General features: G+C 36.4%; 20 protein-coding genes and 3 pseudogenes. 20 read left to right on the top strand and 3 right to left on the bottom strand.

The window, feature by feature from the left end; translation table 11 throughout:
* Positions 1 to 388: 388 nt before the first annotated feature.
* From OR571_RS16480 to OR571_RS16495, 4 genes are all read left to right on the top strand, one after another.
* Positions 389 to 574 carry a hypothetical protein gene (locus OR571_RS16480; RefSeq protein WP_282244317.1) on the top strand — a complete coding sequence of 62 codons (186 nt, stop codon included), beginning with the start codon at positions 389 to 391 and terminating at the stop codon, positions 572 to 574.
* Positions 575 to 1,066: 492 nt separating this feature from the next.
* The gene (locus OR571_RS16485) at positions 1,067 to 1,849 is read left to right on the top strand and encodes a hypothetical protein (protein ID WP_282244318.1); all 783 of its coding nucleotides are present in this window, start codon (positions 1,067 to 1,069) and stop codon (positions 1,847 to 1,849) included.
* 47 nt (positions 1,850 to 1,896) lie between these two features.
* Positions 1,897 to 2,064, top strand: coding sequence for a hypothetical protein (locus OR571_RS16490; protein ID WP_282244320.1), 168 nt, complete (start codon positions 1,897 to 1,899; stop codon positions 2,062 to 2,064).
* Between the two features lie 54 nt (positions 2,065 to 2,118).
* Positions 2,119 to 2,583, top strand: coding sequence for a GNAT family N-acetyltransferase (locus tag OR571_RS16495; RefSeq protein ID WP_282244322.1), 465 nt, complete (start codon positions 2,119 to 2,121; stop codon positions 2,581 to 2,583).
* A gap of 257 nt (positions 2,584 to 2,840) precedes the next feature.
* Here the strand turns inward: OR571_RS16495 and OR571_RS16500 are convergent, their stop codons facing one another.
* Entirely contained in the window at positions 2,841 to 3,419 is a 579-nt protein-coding gene (locus OR571_RS16500) for a hypothetical protein (RefSeq protein WP_282244324.1), read from the bottom strand.
* Positions 3,420 to 3,954: 535 nt separating this feature from the next.
* Between OR571_RS16500 and OR571_RS22990 the strand changes: the two are divergent.
* Positions 3,955 to 4,104 (top strand): annotated as a pseudogene (locus OR571_RS22990) (RNA polymerase sigma factor); the annotation flags it as partial.
* Positions 4,105 to 4,655: 551 nt separating this feature from the next.
* Here the strand turns inward: OR571_RS22990 and OR571_RS16505 are convergent.
* Together OR571_RS16505 and OR571_RS16510 are read right to left on the bottom strand one after the other, a co-directional pair.
* Positions 4,656 to 5,045, bottom strand: a complete 390-nt coding sequence (locus OR571_RS16505) for a spore coat protein (protein WP_282244325.1) — start codon at positions 5,043 to 5,045, stop codon at positions 4,656 to 4,658.
* Between the two features lie 760 nt (positions 5,046 to 5,805).
* Entirely contained in the window at positions 5,806 to 6,123 is a 318-nt protein-coding gene (locus OR571_RS16510) for a DMT family transporter (protein ID WP_348775083.1), read from the bottom strand.
* Between the two features lie 409 nt (positions 6,124 to 6,532).
* On the opposite strand from OR571_RS16510, the pseudogene OR571_RS16515 reads away from it, so the two are divergent.
* The 15 genes and pseudogenes from OR571_RS16515 (at position 6,533) to paaX (ending at position 19,513) form a co-directional block, all read left to right on the top strand.
* Positions 6,533 to 7,836, top strand: a pseudogene (locus OR571_RS16515) (phenylacetate--CoA ligase family protein).
* Positions 7,837 to 7,862: 26 nt separating this feature from the next.
* Complete coding sequence (locus tag OR571_RS16520) at positions 7,863 to 8,882, top strand: NAD(P)/FAD-dependent oxidoreductase (RefSeq protein ID WP_282244326.1); 1,020 nt, start codon at positions 7,863 to 7,865, stop codon at positions 8,880 to 8,882.
* A gap of 22 nt (positions 8,883 to 8,904) precedes the next feature.
* A complete protein-coding gene (locus OR571_RS16525; RefSeq protein ID WP_282244327.1) occupies positions 8,905 to 9,144 on the top strand; it encodes a ferredoxin in 240 nt (79 codons plus the stop codon).
* Positions 9,145 to 9,265: 121 nt separating this feature from the next.
* Positions 9,266 to 10,219 (top strand): 1,2-phenylacetyl-CoA epoxidase subunit PaaA, encoded by a 954-nt coding sequence (gene paaA / locus OR571_RS16530; protein WP_282244328.1) that lies wholly within the window; start codon positions 9,266 to 9,268, stop codon positions 10,217 to 10,219.
* Between the two features lie 18 nt (positions 10,220 to 10,237).
* The gene (gene paaB, locus OR571_RS16535; protein ID WP_282244329.1) at positions 10,238 to 10,585 is read left to right on the top strand and encodes a 1,2-phenylacetyl-CoA epoxidase subunit PaaB; all 348 of its coding nucleotides are present in this window, start codon (positions 10,238 to 10,240) and stop codon (positions 10,583 to 10,585) included.
* Positions 10,582 to 11,394, top strand: coding sequence for a 1,2-phenylacetyl-CoA epoxidase subunit PaaC (gene paaC / locus OR571_RS16540; RefSeq protein WP_282244330.1), 813 nt, complete (start codon positions 10,582 to 10,584; stop codon positions 11,392 to 11,394). The genes paaB and paaC overlap by 4 nt, the downstream gene beginning before the upstream one ends.
* 26 nt (positions 11,395 to 11,420) lie before the next feature.
* Positions 11,421 to 11,920: pseudogene (paaD, locus tag OR571_RS16545) on the top strand (1,2-phenylacetyl-CoA epoxidase subunit PaaD).
* Between the two features lie 16 nt (positions 11,921 to 11,936).
* Positions 11,937 to 12,242, top strand: coding sequence for an EthD family reductase (locus tag OR571_RS16550; RefSeq protein ID WP_282244331.1), 306 nt, complete (start codon positions 11,937 to 11,939; stop codon positions 12,240 to 12,242).
* Entirely contained in the window at positions 12,239 to 13,015 is a 777-nt protein-coding gene (locus tag OR571_RS16555; RefSeq protein ID WP_282244332.1) for an enoyl-CoA hydratase/isomerase family protein, read from the top strand. Before OR571_RS16550 ends, OR571_RS16555 begins: the two co-directional genes overlap by 4 nt.
* A 12-nt stretch (positions 13,016 to 13,027) precedes the next feature.
* Complete coding sequence (locus OR571_RS16560; RefSeq protein ID WP_282244334.1) at positions 13,028 to 13,801, top strand: enoyl-CoA hydratase-related protein; 774 nt, start codon at positions 13,028 to 13,030, stop codon at positions 13,799 to 13,801.
* 14 nt (positions 13,802 to 13,815) lie between these two features.
* A complete protein-coding gene (locus tag OR571_RS16565; protein ID WP_282244336.1) occupies positions 13,816 to 15,333 on the top strand; it encodes an aldehyde dehydrogenase family protein in 1,518 nt (505 codons plus the stop codon).
* Positions 15,334 to 15,538: 205 nt separating this feature from the next.
* Complete coding sequence (locus OR571_RS16570; RefSeq protein WP_282244338.1) at positions 15,539 to 16,411, top strand: 3-hydroxyacyl-CoA dehydrogenase; 873 nt, start codon at positions 15,539 to 15,541, stop codon at positions 16,409 to 16,411.
* On the top strand, positions 16,408 to 17,613 hold the full coding sequence (locus OR571_RS16575) for an acetyl-CoA C-acyltransferase (RefSeq protein ID WP_282244340.1): 1,206 nt from the start codon (positions 16,408 to 16,410) through the stop codon (positions 17,611 to 17,613). Before OR571_RS16570 ends, OR571_RS16575 begins: the two co-directional genes overlap by 4 nt.
* A 159-nt stretch (positions 17,614 to 17,772) precedes the next feature.
* Positions 17,773 to 18,549: an enoyl-CoA hydratase-related protein gene (locus tag OR571_RS16580; protein ID WP_282244342.1), complete on the top strand. Its 777-nt coding sequence runs from the start codon at positions 17,773 to 17,775 to the stop codon at positions 18,547 to 18,549.
* A gap of 85 nt (positions 18,550 to 18,634) precedes the next feature.
* Positions 18,635 to 19,513 carry a phenylacetic acid degradation operon negative regulatory protein PaaX gene (gene paaX, locus OR571_RS16585; protein WP_142540524.1) on the top strand — a complete coding sequence of 293 codons (879 nt, stop codon included), beginning with the start codon at positions 18,635 to 18,637 and terminating at the stop codon, positions 19,511 to 19,513.
* Positions 19,514 to 19,976 lie beyond the last annotated feature (463 nt).

The following is a 19,976-nucleotide window of genomic DNA, read 5'->3' on the forward strand; positions in this document are numbered from 1 at the left end:
CAAAAAGATAAGCGCTTGTGAGTACCGCTCAGAAGGCGAGTGTAATACTGTTATATGAGTATGACTAACAGACATAGATATAAGAACCAAATTAGCTCTTATAGTCTATGTAGATAGAAATAATTGATATAGGATTTAGGACCCGCTAGATGAAAATAAATTGGTAAATTCTTCTTCAACTAAAGGGTTCTTTAGCAAAATATGGCCATCATTTTGATGGTCAATTTTTTATGTTCAAAACATTAAACTGATCTCAGATATGCGTTGTGAAATGTTATACTTCAACTAAAGATGCAGTTTAGTTGAATAAGAGGAATTTTAAAACTAATAACGAATTATTAAATTACAAGGATATTCAACTAATTCGTTATCTCATGGGAGTTGTAAAATGAAATTAATAGGTACTTTACTTGGTTTTCTCATAATTTTTGTTGGTTTATTGTTTTTAAGTACCACCATTTTGAATGAACCTGATAAAAACGTAATGGTTAAAATAGTAGGAATAATAGTGCTTTTTTGTGGGATTTTTGTTTTGAAAAAAATTGCTGATTTTGGAAAACAAAAGCCATCTTAAACTTAAAAAAACATAGGGAAACTGCATTTGACTTAACCATAGAAGAATGGAATGCAACCTATACACTTCTTCAAGATGTAAAAAATTTCTTGTATGTTAGTTGAAGAAGAAAATGGGAGTGAAAAATAGATGATCAATAGTATTTTTAGATTTATTGGTTTACTTTTAATGGATAGTCCAGTTCTCCTGTACGGACAAATTATAGTTGGCGAAAACAACCAAAAAGTAATGTGTTAGTAGGAGGAAAACTATGTTTTACTATGAAATAGTTTGTTGTAGTTGTAGATAAAAATTCAGAGTATATGAAGGTTCACTAAAATTAAACTATACAAAGAAGAACGAATAAGGTCTTTCATTGTGAAGACTGCAATTCCAAAATACGCATGGATGCAATTAAAAACTTCTTTAGATACTTAAACTAACGGGTGCTTTAGCAGAACAAGGCTGGCAGCATACAGCATTTATTCTTATTCAACTAAAGGGGCAGGTTAGTTGAATAAGATAACAAAAGGGGTGTTTTTTTTGGAAAACCAATATACATGTCGTTTTGATATAGATTATAGAAACGGAGATGCTGAAATTAAATTAAATGGAAATGGTCAAGATATCTATTTTAAATTTATGATTGCATTCGTTTCAATACCTTCGTTTTTCTCTGTACTTTTACAGCTATGGAATGGAAAAACGAACAAAACTGAAATAGACGGGTTCGGTTTTGCGGTGAGATATTATTTAACTGTAGAGGAGAAAAATCTATGTATTGATCGTCTTACTTTTAAAAATGGGCAACCCATTTTTTACAATTATAAATTTGATTTTGAGAGATTTGCTAAAGCATTAGATAAAGGATTTTCTGAGTATCTTCAAGAACAAAGGAATAAAGGAATACTTCCTCTTAAAGTTGAAGAACATACTCACCCCTTATCGAAGCAAGTAATTAAAGAATATGAAGAATTCTCGACCATCTTCAATGAGGGTAAATTAAATACTATTAGGATATTGGGATTAGAGGAGGCGGAAGGTAATATTTTGCTAGGTGATTCTCATGCAAGTTTCTTTCTAAACTCTGAAAAGGAAGGTATGCAATTTATCATAAAAAGCGATTACAAAAGAGATTATAAACTGGGTATGTTTGTTATATGCTACCGTGGAGAAGGAATAGAAGAAACAGTAGTACAAACAGTATTTGAAGATATGGTAGATGCGATTAATTGTGTAGAGTTACTGGTTCACAGCTTAGAAAATGGTTATGGTAAAGATACATTAGGTCTTTAAAAGAGGAGTAAATTTCAGTTTACGTGCGGATAGGTAGGATGAAATTATTGTTAAAACTAGTCCAAATAGAAAAGAATAGTGAAAGATTAAGAAGACATAGTTCGATTATTATGTGTAATAAAAGAGAAGTTGCTTATCAAATAACGGGTGCTGAACTTCCAGAAGGAGTAGAGCATGCATTTTTTCTTATTGAACTAAAGCAGCAGGTTAGTTGAACAAGGTCAATTCAATATAATAAAGAAATATAACATAAAGGTAGGGGGATTAGAATGGATATTGATTTTTTATTAAACCATCCTGATAAGATAAAAGAAGTTTCTGAAATGATTTATAAGGAATTTGTAGTAAAAACGGGAAGTGGTATGAGTTTTGAAGATGTTGTTAAACACTTTTCAAATACGAGGGACAATACATTTCCAATTACACTCGTAGCTTTAGAATACGGGGAATGTTTAGGAACTGTATCAATATTTGAAAACGATTTAAAGATAAGAGATATGTATAAACCTTGGCTAGCATCTCTATACACGAAGCCTGAGTACCGCAGTAGAGGTATTGGGCAAGAGTTAGTAGCCAAAACAATAGATGTAGTCAAAGAATTGGGGTTTAATGAACTTTATTTAAGAACAGAAGATACGTCTGATTATTATAGAAATAGAGGATGGACTTATGTTGAAACTGTTTCTGATGATAAATACGAAAAAATTGATGTATTTAAAATGAAGTTTATTTGATTTTATGAAAGATACTCCTTTATCCTTAACAAACTACATTGTGAAGGATTGCACTTAAACTAACGGGTGCTTTAGTAAAAAACAATATCAAAGTAAAATGAGCCAGGAGAAAATATCCTAGCTCATTTATTATGTGTATTTAAAATTATCCTTTACCTTTAACATAGCTTTTTATTAATAGAATTCCAGAAAAATATTTCTCGTTCTTATATAAGTTGTTGTTTATAGAAAAAAGACCATAAGGTCTTTTTTAGTACTTAAGGTAAATATTTTTCTTCTATCATAAACAGTTTATTAGCATCGTCATAAAGAAACGCAAAAAGCGTTCCTTTTTTATTTGCTATATTTTCAATTGAAGCAACTGATAGCTCAGTTCCGTTCAACACATACAACTGAACATTATCATCCACAATGACTTTATCTTTCCCTACTTCTTTATTAGCAACATAAAAACCAACATCATGTGAGTTATCCATAACAAATTCAGCAAAGTCCACTGTTAATTGGTTTCCAGCATTCGTTTTTTCGATGTTGGTAACGTACCCCACTTTTTCTGCTGAATCATAATAAGATTTAAGGTAGTCCTCTTCTGAAATGTCATCCATCGGTTCACCATCTTCTACGCTACCTGTAGCTGGCGTCACTTCTTTTGGTTCATCTTTTGCTACTTCCTTCGTCGCACCAGATTCAACAGGTGTTGTTTCTTTTGGAGTTTCTTTTTCTACCACCACTGCGTCCTCTTTTTTATTGCTTTGTTCTACCACTTCTACCGTTTCGTCACTACAACCTGCAGCAATTAGTAAAACCATGGGTATAACCAGTAAACCTTTTTTCATATTATCTCCTACTTTCTAAAATAATTATTCTCACTTATAATTAAATTCATCCAAACCTGATATTTTCTTTTTAAAATAGCTATGTTAAAGGCTAGGGTTGATTTTTCGTGAGATTGTTTTTTTGTGAAATAATAAACTAACGTTAGCAGTTTAGTTGAAGAGTGTTGTTTAAGATTAATTGGAGTGAACGTACAAATAGTGGTAAAACAAACGAACAAAGTGCACAACCTGTGGCTGTCGAAGATTAATTAAATTTAATCAATTTATTTTCTAAGTAATATCTTCTAATGAATTTAGCGAGAAGCGAAAACTTTCTTGCCAAGTTCTTTTTTTATTTCTCAACTATAAAAATTTACGTTAAAGAAAAATAAGTAATCTAAATTTGTAATTTTTTTGTTAACCTTTTTATTATTGAAACGTTTTAAGGGTGGAGGTTTGAAATGAACGATTCCATGATGTAAAAAAACTAAATAAGATACTAAAATTTGTTTACTCTTACCTAATAAAGATGGGTGCATCATAGGAAGATGCAGAAGATATTATTCAAGATACTGCTTATATATTTTTACAATACATAGACCCAGTCCAGTTTAATAATACCAAAGCTTGGCTTTTTAGAGTAGCTGTAAATCAATATTATGATATGTCTCGTAAGAAATCTAGGCGAATAGCGGTATTATTTTAATTCTGCAACAATAGGCGGAAGGATTTTTTTCTGGATTACTTTAGTAAATGGACTTATTAGTATAGCTGTTGCAGTCTTCGCGTTCTTAATAAATTTCAAGCACAAGGTGACTGCTAACTCAAATTAAATTATAACATTGTGAAGATTTTCACTTAAACTAACTGGTGCTTTAGTTAAACAAGAGCATCATTTCGATGTTCTATTTTTTTATCCAAAATATTGAGTAGACATCAGAAATCCATTGTGAAATGTTACACTTAAACTAACGGGGCAGTTTAGTTTAAGACGGAATTATCCGAAATAGTAAAATATAATTAGGGAAAGAAAATTAATAGGGGTTTACTGATGGATATAAAATTAAGTGCAGAGATATACAGAATAAGTGTTTCAATAGGACTTCTAACCATCCAAGATATTATGCTAAGAAAAAATAAAGTCGTTTAATTTTGAAGTGTTAAACATGCATAAATACCTTCTAAATAAAAAAACAAGCTCCCAATAAAATTGTTCGCTTGTTTTTTGTACCCTTACATTTAAAAGGGAGATAACATTTAGTTAATGAAATTTTGAGGAATACATTCACGAACACCAGAATTTCTCAATGAGTTAAATAAAGCTGCACTGATTCTTAAAAGAACAAAGTTATCAGTGCCATTTTCTAATTCATAGATTACAAAGTATGAATTATCGACTGTAAAAATACATTTTCGTTCTAATTCAAATCCAGGTGGTACAGTAGGAAGATTAAAACGTGGTACAACTACAGGTGTATCTCCTTCATCTCTGATAAAATTGAAAGTTTGTTGGTCAATCTCATAGATATTAACTGGATCAATCTCCACGCCTTTTTCTGGAATTGTAATTTCATCTTCAACTAATAGGAAAAAGCGTTCGTTTCGAAAATTGAAAATACCTCTCGCCCCAATTTCAAATGATGCCATTTTATTTTCACCTCCTTTCTTATATATAAGTTATTCGTATCGAATACAATTGCTTGGACAATAAGGAAGGTAGAGTGAAGAAGAGAAAAAAAACATTCATAGTAGTTGTTACAGCATGACTGCTAAAGAAGCAAACGTTGAATACATGGAAGTTCTTTAGTTTCGATCGTAAGAAGATAATCCTCAAAATAGATATTAATAAAGTTGTTTAAAATTGGACTATATAGCCCTTATAATTTAGGGTTCACCCTTTTAAACAACTTTATTAAGATGGAACAGATGTATGATGAGTGGATGTAAAAAAAGATACAGGAGTGATTACACTAAATTTGAATTAACGCAAAACGACTGAAAATCGGTTGTTTTCGATCGAGTTGAACTTGAATAAAGTGTAGTTTTGTAAAAAAGCTAGATTTTATATTGGAAATTTATGTTACGATTACTATAAAGATTGTGAAGGAATGTACTTAAACTAACTGGTGCTTTAGCAAAATATGGCCATCATTTCGATGGTCTATTTTTATGTCCACAACATTAAGTAGATCTAAGATATGCATTGTGAAATTGTTACACTTAAACTAACAAAGCAGTTTTGTAAGTAGGAGTTTGCTTTAAATTGTAGAATTATTATCAAGATAGGCAAATATAAGGATGCATAAAAATGGAAAATAGAAATACCGAAGTATCCCTTAGAAAAGGAAATATAAATGTTGCAGATGCGGTTTTAGAACTTCAAAAGGAAGTTCTTTCGGAAAGTGAATTATGATTTCGGTAATAGAAGAGTATGAGGAAACATCGGAGCAAATTTACTTGCAACGATTGTGGATTCACTTGCTTTTTCATTATTACTTGCTTCGCCTTGTTCTGGACCAAATAGATTCAAAATTAAAACATCTATAAGAATTAATGCGATTCCTGTAATACTGGCAACATTGATTTTCTCTTTCCAAATTAATACGGAAATAATGGTTATAGCAACGTTACCTATTCCAGACCAAAGGGCATAGGCGGTATTATTTAATACAAATATACTGGTTGAAAGCAATAGGACGGCAGAAGAAATAGAGGAATGGACAATTTGTTTTTTAAAGAGGAATAACTTTTTGTAGCAATATCAATTTATTCACTTACATAATTTTATACAAACGATTTTAAACGCTGTCCTTTTCACTTAGGATTAGCGTTTTCTTGATTCTTCCTATGACATTGAACTGTTCCTTTCTTTTTCCTCGATTGTATTTCTCCCATTCCCCCTCCACTAGACGTTGTCTCAACCACAGTCGAGAGTTCGCTTTTTTGTATTACGATAATGAAAAATTCTGAATTTTGTGTTGACTTATACAGTTCGAACTATTAATCTAATATCATATTACTGTATATAACATATCCGTTTTTTATTTGTTATATTAAACAGATATTGATAACTCCATTCCATAAAGAAAGAAAACTAGGGGGAATGATATTTGTATAATCCATTAATTGAAACGATGCAGCGTAAAGAAATGGAAAGCCTACAGCTAGATCGACTCCGTAGTACAGTTAAGAACGTTTATGAGAATGTTCCATTTTATCGAAAGAAATTTGAGGAGCTTGGGATTAAGCCAGAAGATATTCAAAGTTTAGAAGATTTAACGAAGCTGCCATTTACAATAAAAAAAAATTTGCGAGATCATTATCCTTTTGGATTATTTGCAGTATCACAAGAAGAGGTTGTTCGGATTCATGGATCTTCCGGAACGAGTGGGAAACCAACAATTGTTGGATACACAGCAGAGGATATAGAAATGTGGGCTGAAGTTGTAGCACGTTCTATTGTGGCGGCAGGTGGTAAAAAGGAAGATATTTTCCATAACGCATATGGCTATGGTTTATTTACAGGGGGAATAGGGCTCCATTATGGTGCGGAAGTTCTCGGAGCAACCGTTGTGCCAATGTCAGGCGGAAACACGGAAAGACAGATTACATTAATAGAAGATTTTAAACCTAGAGGCATTTGCGGGACGCCTTCATACATGTTGAACATAGCGGAGAAAATGAAAGAGAAGGGTATAGATCCGAGGCAATCATCGATGGAATATGGAATTTTCGGAGCGGAGCCATGGTCGGAAGAAATGAGAAAAAGGCTAGAGCAAACTTTCCATTTGAAAGCAGTTGATATTTACGGATTGAGCGAGATTATTGGACCAGGTGTCTCCGTTGAATGTTATGAAGCTCAAAATGGTCTACATGTACAAGAAGATCATTTTACATCGAGGTAATTAATCCTAAAACACTTGAACCAGTTGCTGAAGGGGAAGAAGGAGAGTTAGTTTTTACAAGTTTAACGAAGAGAGCGCTTCCAATCATTCGATATCGCACTGGTGACATTTCGTCCATAACACGCGTGAAGTGTACATGCGGCAGGACTTTGACAAGAATGTCGAGGGTGAAAGGTCGTACGGATGATATGTTGATAATACGTGGAGTGAATGTCTTTCCAACGGAAGTAGAACGGGTTCTTTTACAAGTGGAAAATCTTGTACCTCATTATCAAATTCATTTAATTAGAAAAGACGCGATGGACATCGCCGAACTACATGTAGAAATAGATAATAATCTCTATGAAAAAATCAATGGTGATTTAAGCGATTCTCAAGTAACTCAACTGAAATTAGAAATTCAAAGTTCATTGAAATCGAGCTGTTTAGTGTCTATGGATATTGTTTTTAATAGTCCTAAAACGATACCAAGATCTGAAGGAAAAGCGATTCGAGTTATAGATTCTCGAGATAAAAATGTAATAGGTGTGTAATTCATACTCAGAAGGAGGAAGTATGTTTGTCTCACAACGAGGAAATTATTGATGTAACCATAATTGGGGGAGGACCAGTAGGCTTATTCACTGCATTTTATGCTGGTCTTCGAAATATGTCTTGTAAAATAATTGAAAGCCTTCCGCAGCTAGGTGGACAATTATCTGCTTTATATCCTGAAAAGTATATTTACGATGTTGCGGGTTTCTATAAAATAACCGCGCAAGATCTCATCGATAGATTAAAGAAGCAAATGGAGCAATTTGAGCAAACAGTTTGTTTGAATGAAGCAGTGGAAGAGATAGAAAGACAGCCCGACAATTCTTTTAAACTATCGTCTAACAAAGGGATACATTTTACTAAAACAATCATTATTACTGCAGGAAACGGTGCTTTCCGTCCGAAAAAAATGGATCTTGAAAACTCTTCAAAATTTGAAGAGACTAATCTCCATTATTTTATTCATGATTTGCAAAAATTTGAGGGGAAAAAAGTGCAGTTGTTTGGTGGTGGTGATTCTGCAGTAGACTGGGCTCTTATGTTAGAACCAATAGCAGAAAAGGTTACATTGGCTCATCGTCGTGAGAAGTTCCGAGCACATGAACATTCAGTGGAGAAGTTGAAGAATTCAACTGTAGATGTATTAACTCCATTTGTTCCATCTGCATTTATAGGAGAAAAACGAATTAAACAAGTCGAGTTAATAGATGTGAAAGGCAATGAAACAAAGATAATCGATGTTGATGATGTCATTGTCAATTATGGTTTCGTCTCATCTCTTGGTCCTATTAAAAATTGGGGGTTTAATTTGGAAAAAAACAGCATTGTCGTAAATTCAAAAATGGAAACAAATATTCCGGGAATTTATGCAGCTGGTGATATTTGCACATATGAGGGAAAAGTGAAGTTAATCGCGAGTGGATTTGGTGAAGCACCGACTGCAATTAGCAATGCAAAAGTGTTTATCGATCCAACGTCTAAAGTTCAGCCTCTTCACAGCACAAGTGTTATGGATAAACCCAAGAGACAGGCTGAAAAAGTCTGATAAACATAAGAATGAAGAGAATATGCCAATGTATACAATTGTTGATCAAGAAACATGTATTGCATGTGGATCTTGTGGAGCAAATGCACTAGACCTCTTCAATTATGATGTGGAAGGACTTGCGTATGTAATTCTTGATGAAAATAAAGGGACAGCTGAAGTACCTCTAGAGTTGCAAGAATATTTAGAAGATGCGTTTGATGGATGCCCTACAGATTCTATAAAAATCGCTACCAGCCCAATAATAATAGAGATGGTTTAAAGTGAGCTAAATTTTATAAACTAGCATAATTTTTAAGTGATATAACATTATATAGTTATAACGTCATTAAATCGTTATATACAATCATATAAAGGCATAACTTTATTAAGGGGGGTTAGATATGACCAATTTGCATAATGCGGCAGAAGAAGAACAATTGGCTCATTTCATGCAGCGAATTGAACGTGGCGACAAGATTGAAGCAGATGATTGGATGCCAGAAGAATACAGACTGACATTAATTAGATTGATTTCTATGCATGGCATTAGTGAAATAATGGGGGCACTCCCTGAGAAAGAATGGGTGCCTAAAGCTCCTTCGTTAAATAGAAAGCTAGGCATTATGGCAAAAGTGCAAGATGAAATGGGTCACGGCCAGTTGCTTTTGCGAGTAACTGAAGACTTACTTTTACCTTATGGAAAAAACAGAGGAGATATAATGCAAGACTTATTTAATGGAAATTTAAAATTCCATAATGTTTTCCATATGGAAACGAAAACATGGGCGGATGCCGGAATTATAGGTTGGCTCGTTGATGGAGCGGCTATTATTACACAAACAAATATGCTAAATGCTTCGTACGGGCCTTATGCAAGAGCACTGCAGCGAATTTGTGCAGAAGAGGTATTCCATGCTCAACATGGAGAATCGATCATTATGTCGCTCGCTGAAGGTACAGAAGAACAGAAGGCAATGATTCAGGAATCTCTCGATCGCTGGTGGGAAGCTCTACTCATGTTCTTCGGACCGGCGAGCAAAGAGACGACAGGATCTTCTAAACAAGACTTGACGATTAAATATAAAATTCGTTCCAAAACAAACGAAGAATTTAGACAGCTATTTTTTGATAAATACGTTCCGCGTATTTTATCACTTGGTCTGAGAATTCCGGATCCGACAATCCGTTTTGATGAAGAAAGTAAGCTATGGTCCTATAAACAACCGGATTGGAATGAATTTAAGAAAATTATAAAAAACGGAGGACCACGTTCACATGCACGTCTGAACTTACGAAGGTCATCTTACGAAAATAATGCATGGGTGCGTGATGCACTAAGTGTGAAAGTCACTTAGCGAAAGGAGGCAGAATAAATGACCGAAGAGAAAACATTTTATCAAGAGTATGAAGTCTTTAGTAAGCGAACGACAAGCTCTGCATTCCAGCATCAGTTTAGCTTATTAGCACCAAATGAAGATATGGCATTTATTTTGGCACAGGAAAACTTCATGAGACGTGAACCGGTTGCTGACATTTGGATTGTGAATCGAAAGAGTATTCGAAAGATGGATGTTGAAGAGAAGATGACGCTTAGTAGACTTGACAATAAAGATTACCGGACAACAAAGGGCTATGGTTACTTAAAGAAAAAGTGGCGCCAGTACGAGCAGCAAATATTGGATGAAAAAGAGATTCTATCATGGGGAGGAGAGCGTAAATGAATGAAAATGAAACAGTCATGAGCCAAGAGTATAAAGATGCAATAACAAGCCTATTATTCCAACTTGCCGATGATGATTTCTTGTACGCTTATCGTGGATCTGAATGGCTAGGGCTCGCTCCCCATATAGAAGAAGACGTCGCTTCTTCTTCCATTAGTCAAGACAGCATGGGGCATGCAGCGATGTTCTATAAATTACTCGAAGATTTAGGAATAGGAAATGCAGATGAACTTGCCCATTCACGCCCTGCACTAGACAGAAAAAACAGCGTCTTGATGGAGAGAGTTAACGGAGAAGGCTATTATATGGAAATCCCTTTATATGATTGGGCTTATCAAGTTGTCAGAAGTTATTTTTACACACAAGCGAAAAAGATAAAAATCGATTCGCTATGTGAAAGCTCGTATAGTCCCCTTGCAGATACTGCTGTAAAAGTGAAAATGGAGCTTTATTATCATAGACTTCACTGGGAAACGTGGTTTAAGCAATTACTTAGTTCTACAGATGTTGCGAAAAAGAAAATGGACGAAGCTATTAAAAAGGTAATGGATGATTTTTATGATGTATTCTCTTATGGAAACGAAAAATTATTAATTGAAAAAAGTAGATTAATAAGTAGCGAAGAGATTTTGAGAGATAAGTGGAAAGCAAGTATTGAACAAGTATTTACAGCGCTTCAAATGGAAGTGCCAAAGATATCAGATAAGCCAACTAAAAACGGACGAAACGGTGAACATACACATGATTTGGAAGAAGCAATACGAACACTTTCGGAGGTTTACAAATTCGATCCAATAGCAACTTGGTAATTCGAAAATCGAAAGAGGTGACTTAAATGGAAGCATTCTTAGAAATTTCCCCTCGGCACGTATATGAAGTACTTGAAGGAGTACAAGATCCGGAAATTGACTCCATTAGCATTATAGATCTAGGCATGGTGAGCGAAGTTACTACAGAAGAGAATAACGTAAAGATTGTTTTGCTCCCTACTTTTTAGGATGTCCAGCACTCGATATTATTAAAATGAATACAATCAATGCTGTAAAAGAATTACCTGAAGTAAAAGATGTTCAAGTGGAGTTCGTCTTACATCCCCCGTGGACATCAGATCGAATTACGGAACAAGGACATGTGAATCTTAGGAAGTTCGGAATTGCACCACCACCAAGACGTATGGAAGCGGACGGCACGTGGCATATAGATTGCGCTTACTGCGGATCTGCGTATGTAACGATGGATAATATTTTTGGTCCTACTGCATGCAGAAGTATTTTGTACTGTAAGAGCTGTAAAAACGTCTTTGAGGCTATGAAACCTGTATCTACATTAATGTAAAGTGAGGAGAAGAAAAATGGCAAAGTTAATCGCATTGTATAAACACCCTGAAAACAAAGAGGCTTTTGATGCACATTATTTTAACGTCCATGCACCACTTACAGCGAAAATTCCAGGGCTTCGTGAGATGAAAGTAACCAAAGTAACAGGATCTCCAATGGGAGGAGATGGAAAATACTATCTCACATGTGAAATGCATTATGATAGTTTAGATGCATTGAAGGAGGGCCTACGTTCACCTGAAGGAAGAGCTTCTGGCAAAGACTTAATGGGATTTGCAGGTGATCTTGTCACATTAATGATTGGTGAGGAAGCAAAATGAATCGTTTCGAATTCATTGAAACATCTTTAAAAAGAAACATAGCAGTTATTGAGCTGAATCGACCTCGACAGTTAAACTCATTGAATCGAAAAATGGTAAATGAAATTGTCGGAGCGATGGAGGAATTTGACCGAGATGAAAACGTTCGTGTAATAGTTCTTACAGGTAAAGGACGGTCTTTTTCAGCAGGTGCCGACATTGACGAAATGATGGATGATAATCCAGTAAGCTTAGAACAACTAAATCAATTTGCTGATTGGGATCGTTTTGCACTCATTAAAAAGCCTATACTCGGTGCGGTAAAAGGGTTTGTCTTCGGTGGTGGATTTGAGCTTGCGCTTTGCTGTGATTTATTAATCGCTAGTATCGGTACTGAATTTTCATTTCCAGAAGTAGGACTAGGCGTAATGCCAGGTGCAGGAGGAACACAAAGGTTAACAAAACTAGTGGGTCGTACGAAAGCCCTCGAATGGCTTTGGACGGGGGAGCGTATTTCTGCGGAAACTGCTCTAAAACATGGAGTTATTAACAAAATCGTTGCATCTGAACTACTAATGGAAGAGACAATGAAATTGGCAGACCGTCTTGTTAATCAGCCTCTTCTATCATTACGGCTTATAAAAGACTCCGTTAATAAAGCTGTAGATTATCCTTTATACGAAGGAATGCAATATGAGAGAAAAAACTTCTATCTACTTTTCGCTTCACAAGATCAAAAAGAAGGTATGACTGCATTTGTTGAAAAAAGAAAACCGAATTACCAAGGGAAGTAAGGAGGCCGTTGCATGTTCGAAACGATACGCTATGATGTCAAAAATGGAATTGCATGGCTCTATTTAAATAGGCCAGACAAATTAAATGCATTTATCGCACAAATGAACAGAGAAGTGAAAGATGCGATAAAAGCTGCTACATTTGATGAACAAGTTCGCTGCATAGTCATTTCAGGTGAAGGAAGGGCTTTTTGTTCTGGACAAGATTTGGCAGAAGTTGATGAGAAAATGGATCATGGCCAAGTTTTAAGAGATTACTATGGACCGATGATAAAGCAAATTAGACAATGTGAAAAACCGATTGTCGCAGCTGTAAATGGAGTTGCGGCTGGTGCAGGGTTCAGCTTAGCACTTGCTTGTGACTTTAGAATTGTATCAGAACGCGCCAGTTTTTTGAATGCTTTCATTCATGTTGGCCTCATTCCTGACTCGGGTAATCTGTATTATTTAACCAAGTTAGTCGGTCATGCTAAGGCATTGGAATTATCCATTCTTGGAGAAAAAGTGTCGGCTACTGATGCAGTCGCATCAGGTCTTGCGAATAAACTCATTCCGTTAGATTTATGGGATGAAGAGGTGTCGGCATTTGCAGCAAATCTTTCTACTTTACCAACAAAGGCAATTGGTTTGATTAAACGATCATTGAAATTCGCTACAGAGCTTACTTTTGAAGACTATCTTGAACAAGAAGCACAAGGGCAACGTATTGCTGGTTTAACAATTGATCATCGCGAAGGTATTCATGCATTTATGGAAAAAAGAAAACCTGTTTTTTCAGGACAATAGGGAGAGCTGAGCACATGACAACAATTCGGGATAATGATATTGAACAAGAGGCAATGAAACGATCGTTTTATCATTTGATTGTAAATGGAGAAAAAATAAAAAGTAGTACAGGTGAAACGATTAAAACTTACAATCCAGCAACGGGAGAGTTAGTTGCTGAAGTTGCAAAAGCGTCCAAAGAAGATGTTGAAAAAGCCATTGCTAGTGCACGAGATGCATTTGATAATGGTAAATGGAAAATGTATCCTGTTGGTCGCCGAGCGCAAGTATTGAACAAAATCGCTGCAATAATGCGTTCTCGTTTTAATGAGCTAGTTGAATTGGAGATTCTCGATACAGGTAAAACGGTTCATGCAGCCCAAGGTCAAGTTTCTCAAGCGATTGAAGATTTTGAGTTTTATGCAGGAGCAATCGTTGGTCACCGAGGAGTCGTTAACAATGTTCCTGGCCAATTCCATAACTATACAGAGAAAGAGCCAGTAGGAGTTTGTGCACAAATCATTCCGTGGAACTATCCACTTATGATGGCTGCTTGGAAAGTGGCACCGGCTATTGCAGTAGGTTGCTCGGTAATTGTAAAGCCAGCTTCCCTCACACCATTAACAGCAATAATCTTGGGAGAAATTTGTCTTGAAGCAGGTGTTCCTGCGGGTGTGGTGAACATCCTTCCAGGTTCTGGATCTGATATTGGTAACTTTTTAGTGGAGCATCCTCAAGTGGATAAAGTAGCTTTCACTGGTTCAACGCCTATCGGTAAAGACATTATGGGGAAAGCATCTCAATCGCTAAAACGTGTAACACTGGAGCTTGGTGGAAAATCTCCTAATCTTGTATTTGAAGATGCGGATATTGACGCTGCAGTAGATGGTTCACTGTTTGGTATTTTCTATAATTCAGGTCAATCATGTGAAGCTCGATCTCGTTTGTATGTACATGAGGATATCTACGATGAATTTTTGAATAAGTTTGTTGAAAAAACGAAAAAATTACAGCTAGGCAACCCGTTTGATAAAGGAACACATGTTGGTGCAATTATTGATCAAGTTCAACTTGATACAATCGATAGTTATGTACGATCAGCTCGGAAAGAAGGAGCAGAAATTCTTGTTGGTGGAAATGTTTCGAAACCAAATGGATACGAAAACGGATTCTGGTATGAGCCAACGATTATTGCAAATGTAAATCACGATATGACAGTTGTAAAAGAAGAGATTTTTGGTCCAGTTGTTGTATTAATGAAATTTAAAGATGAAAAAGAAGCAATCCGACTTGCAAACGATACAGAGTTCGGGTTAGGCTCAGCTATTTGGTCAAAAGATGGTGCACGTGCGACGCGTGTTGCGAATCAGATCCAAGCCGGCATTGTGATGGTAAACTGTCCATTCTCAGCATTTCCCGGGACACCATTTGGCGGTTATAAGCAATCAGGGTTCGGACGTGAGCTATGTATTGAAACGCTAGACCTCTATACGGAAACGAAAAGCATTTTATCTTACTACGGCAGTCGACCACTGAATCCATTCGGATTGTAATTAGAAAAGCGGAAGCTATTATGTCTGCCCCGACAGGCAAATGGGGAAAAGCGAGGAGGCAGCTCCTAATCCACCACAGCTTTTTCACATTTGACCCCGAGGGGCAAGGCGCTGGAGTCTGGACTGTAAAATAAACTGAAAATACGGACAGGGAAAAATTCAAACCCTGTCCGTATTCTTTCATTAAGATAAGGGGAGTAGAATAATGATCAACCGTATTGTTATCATAGGTGCAGGTATTATGGGAAGAGGGATTGCTTATGTAGGAGCAGTTGGTGGCTATGCAGTGACACTTGTCGACAATCATAATTCTGCATTACTAAACGCGAAGAAAGATATAGATAGCATGTTTGAAAAAGGACTTGTGCACGGTAAGATTACATCGGTACAAGTTGAACAAGCAAGACTTAATTTAAGCTTTGAAAGCGATCTTTCAAAAGCAGTAAGTACTGCTGATTTAATTATTGAAGCTGTACCTGAAATAACAACTATTAAAAAAGAAGTGTTTGAAACGATAGAAGAACATGCTCCTTCTCATTGCTATTTTGCTACAAATACTTCGACGATGAGCCCAACAGAAATCGCTTCTTATGGAAAACGCCCAGATAAAACAATTGCGATGCATTTTTTTAATCCTGTACATAAAATGCCTTTAGTCGAAATTGTGCGAGGGTTGGAAACAAGTGATGAAACGGCTGAAAGAATTAAAGAAGTAGCAATAAAAATGGGAAAAGAAACTGTTGTCATTAATGAATTTCCAGGGTTTGTAACGAGCCGAATTAGCGCACTTGTTGGTAACGAAGCATTTTACATGCTTCAAGAAGGGTTAGGTACACCAGAAGAAATTGATAAAGCGATTAAGCTAGGATTAAATTACCCAATGGGACCATTCGAATTAGTAGATTTAGTAGGACTTGATACAAGATTAAATAATTTGAAATATTTACATGAAAAGCTTGGGGAAAAGTATCGTCCTGCACCACTTTTAGAACAATATGTCAAAGCAGGGCGTCTAGGACGAAAGAGTGGAAAAGGTGTATACGACTATTCTATTGACGAAGAGTTGGTTTCGAAATGAGAGAAGTAGTCATAGTAGATGCTGTCCGTACGCCAATTGGAAGATATAACGGATCACTAAGAGAAGTTCGACCAGATGATTTAGGAGCTATTGTTATTAAAGCACTTGTTGAACGTAATCCGAACCTTCCCGTAAAGGAAATTGAAGAAGTTGTTTTCGGAAATGCAAACCAAGCAGGTGAAGATAACCGCAACGTTGCAAGAATGTCGACATTGTTAGCTGGCCTACCTGTCGAAGTAGCAGGTACAACTATAAACCGTCTGTGTGGTTCTGGACTTGACGCTATTATGTACGCTGCAAGAGCAATATCAGTTGGCGATGGCGATATTTACATCGCTGGTGGCACTGAAAGCATGACGCGATCACCGTTTGTCATGGCAAAGCCAGATAGAGAGTTCCCACGTGGAAATATGGAACTGCAGGATACAACAATCGGGTGGCGTTTTACAAATAAAAAACTGAAAGAGAAGTACGGTGTAGATACGATGCCAGAAACTGCCGAAAATGTTGCAAAGCGATTTCATATAACGCGTGAGGATCAGGATTTATTTGCATTCCGGAGCCAGCAACGTGCTAAAAAAGCTTTGGCAGAAAATCGATTTTCGGAAGAAATCGTTCCGGTTATGTATATGGACCGGAAAGGGAATGAAATCATTGTCGACCAAGATGAGCATCCAAGACCAAATACAACGTTACATCAGCTTCGGAAATTAAAACCATTATTTGAAGGTGGTACGATTACACCAGGTAATGCTTCGGGAGTCAATGACGGTGCATCTGCCTTACTTCTTATGAGTGCGGAAAAAGCAAAAGAATTGAATGTGAAGCCATTAGCAAGATATGTTACAGGTGCAACAGCGGGACTTGAACCAGCTGTTATGGGGCTTGGTCCTATTTTCGCTTCCAAAAAAGCACTACAACGTGCAGGGTTGAAAACAACTGACCTTGGTCTTGTAGAATTGAATGAAGCTTTTGCTTCACAATCTCTGGAGTGCATTCGCCAACTAGAAATAGAAAGTGAGAAAGTGAATGTCAATGGAGGAGCAATAGCTTTTGGACACCCTCTAGGTGCGAGTGGTGCTCGAATAGTAACGACACTTATATATGAAATGAAGAAAAGAAATGTTCAATTCGGAATGGCGACAATGTGTATCGGCGTCGGTCAAGGGATTGCAACTATATTTGAGAATGTATCAGAGTAGGTACTACCATTTAGCTGTCCTTCAAGCGTCAAAGCTCTTTAAAAGAAGAGTAACGACGAGAGAAGGGCATTTTTATAACCAATACCATAGATTGTTCTTGCAACGAAAACAAAGCGACAGGAGTAATTCAATATAGTTGTTCGAATAGGAGATGTCATCATGACGAATATTTTATTAAGAAAAGAAAACAACATTGCATATATCACCATTAATCGCGAAGAAGCGCTGAACTGTTTTAATTACGATACATTGCATCAGCTTCAACAAGTAGTAGATGCTATCTCAATTGATCCGGAAGTGAAAGTGATTATAATTACAGGAGCAGGGGATAGATCATTTAGTGCTGGTGCCGATTTGAAAGAGCGGAAAACATTAAAAGAATCAGATGTTAGGAGAAATGTGAAAGCGATACGAGATGTGTTCAACAGTATTGCAAATCTACCACAGCCAACTATAGCTGCAGTAAATGGGTATGCATTTGGCGGTGGCTTCGAACTCATGATTGCGTGTGATTTTTCCATTGCAGTTGAAGGAGTGAAAATGGGTCTAACTGAAACAAGTTGGGCAATCATACCAGGAGCAGGTGGGACGCAAAGACTACCAAGACTAGTAGGAGAAATGAGAGCGAAAGAGCTGATTTTCACTGCAAGAAAATTCACGGCAGAAGAAGGGGTACAGCTTGGAGTGGTATTAAAAGTAGTCCAAATAGAAAACCTTCTGAATTCTTGTGAACAACTAGCAAATGAAATAATGAAAAATGGTCCTGTTGCTATTAAACAAGCGAAGTATGCAATTACACAAGGGATGAATACGGACTTACAAACGGGGCTTGCAATTGAGTCTAAGGCATACGAATTAACGATTCCAACTGAGGATCGCATTGAAGCGTTACTTGCATTCAGTGAGAAAAGGAATCCTGTCTTTTTAGGGAAATAAATAGTAAACTCTAATAACAAAATAATGAAAGAAGGGGAGAAACGTGTTATATTGGAAATCAGGGAAAAAGAAAGAGTGAGTTTACATGTCGAATACACAATCAATGATATTTACAATTTACGGTGATTATATCCGTCATTACGGAAATAAAATATGGATCGGAAGCTTAATCCGACTGCTTAAAGAGTTTGGACATAATGAACAGTCGGTACGAGTAGCGGTTTCAAGAATGATGAAACAAGGTTGGCTCGAGTCCGAGAAGGAAGGGAATAAAAGTTATTACTTTTTGACGACACGTGGTGAAACTCGGATGGAAGAAGCTGCCATACGGATTTTTAAATTAATGCCAAACGACTGGGATGGAAAATGGCGTATGCTAATGTATACGATTCCAGAAGAAAAAAGACAAGTTCGAGATGAACTACGAAAAGAGCTTTTATGGAGTGGATTCGGCAGTTTTTCTAGTGGATGCTGGATATCACCGAACAATCTTGAAAAAGAAGTAGAATTTCTTATAGAAAAATATGGTATACAAAATTATGTAGATTTCTTCGTAGCAGACTACAAAGGGCCACAAGCAAACAGAGCTCTTGTTGAAAAAAGTTGGCCGCTTCAAGAAATTGAAGGAAAATATCAAGATTTTATCTCTACCTACAGCAAACAATATATAATCCATCAGAGCATGATGAATGACGGAAGAATGTCGGATGCAGAATGTTTTGTTGAACGAACAAATCTTGTACATGAATATCGTAAGTTTCTATTTTCTGATCCTGGTCTTCCAAAAGAACTGTTACCAGAAATATGGAGTGGTAACCATGCAGCTCTTTTATTTGAGCAATATTATAAATTGCTTGCACAGCCAGCAAATCATTTTTTCGAAGAAGTATTCCAAGAAGATAATGATATGCGTCGTAAGGACAAAGCATATGATGCAGATGATCATCCACTTCTTATGGACTAACGTTTTTGGTGATCAGAAAAATACTTTGTTTGTAAACACATATCGGAAAGTAAATCACAAGGTTTTGGGAATGTTGGACATTTCCTAAACCTTGTGATTTTTTATATGTTTGTAAACATCAATAGGTATTGGAAAAAGCCGTCAGACTTCTACGGAAAACGGAGCTTCCAAAACCCCGCACGAGCGTAAAGAGGGCACTGAAAAAGTCCCTATAATTCGGATTTACCACATAGGGTTGTCCAATATTCCAATACAAAAGAAAATCGTTGAGCTCCCTTTCTGCGGGCGTTGCCTCAACCTCCTCGCTTCGCTGTGGGGTCTTCGACTAACGCTATTCCCGCAGGAGTGTCGCATTTTCTAACGAGCTGTTATATATGAAGTGTTTATATTTATATAATCGAAAGCTTTTCAGTGCCCAAAGAGTAGGAGATTCGTCCGCGGAAAGTAGTGGCTTTGCTGTACT

Source organism: Psychrobacillus sp. NEAU-3TGS, from assembly GCF_029955155.1.
Taxonomy (GTDB): domain Bacteria; phylum Bacillota; class Bacilli; order Bacillales_A; family Planococcaceae; genus Psychrobacillus.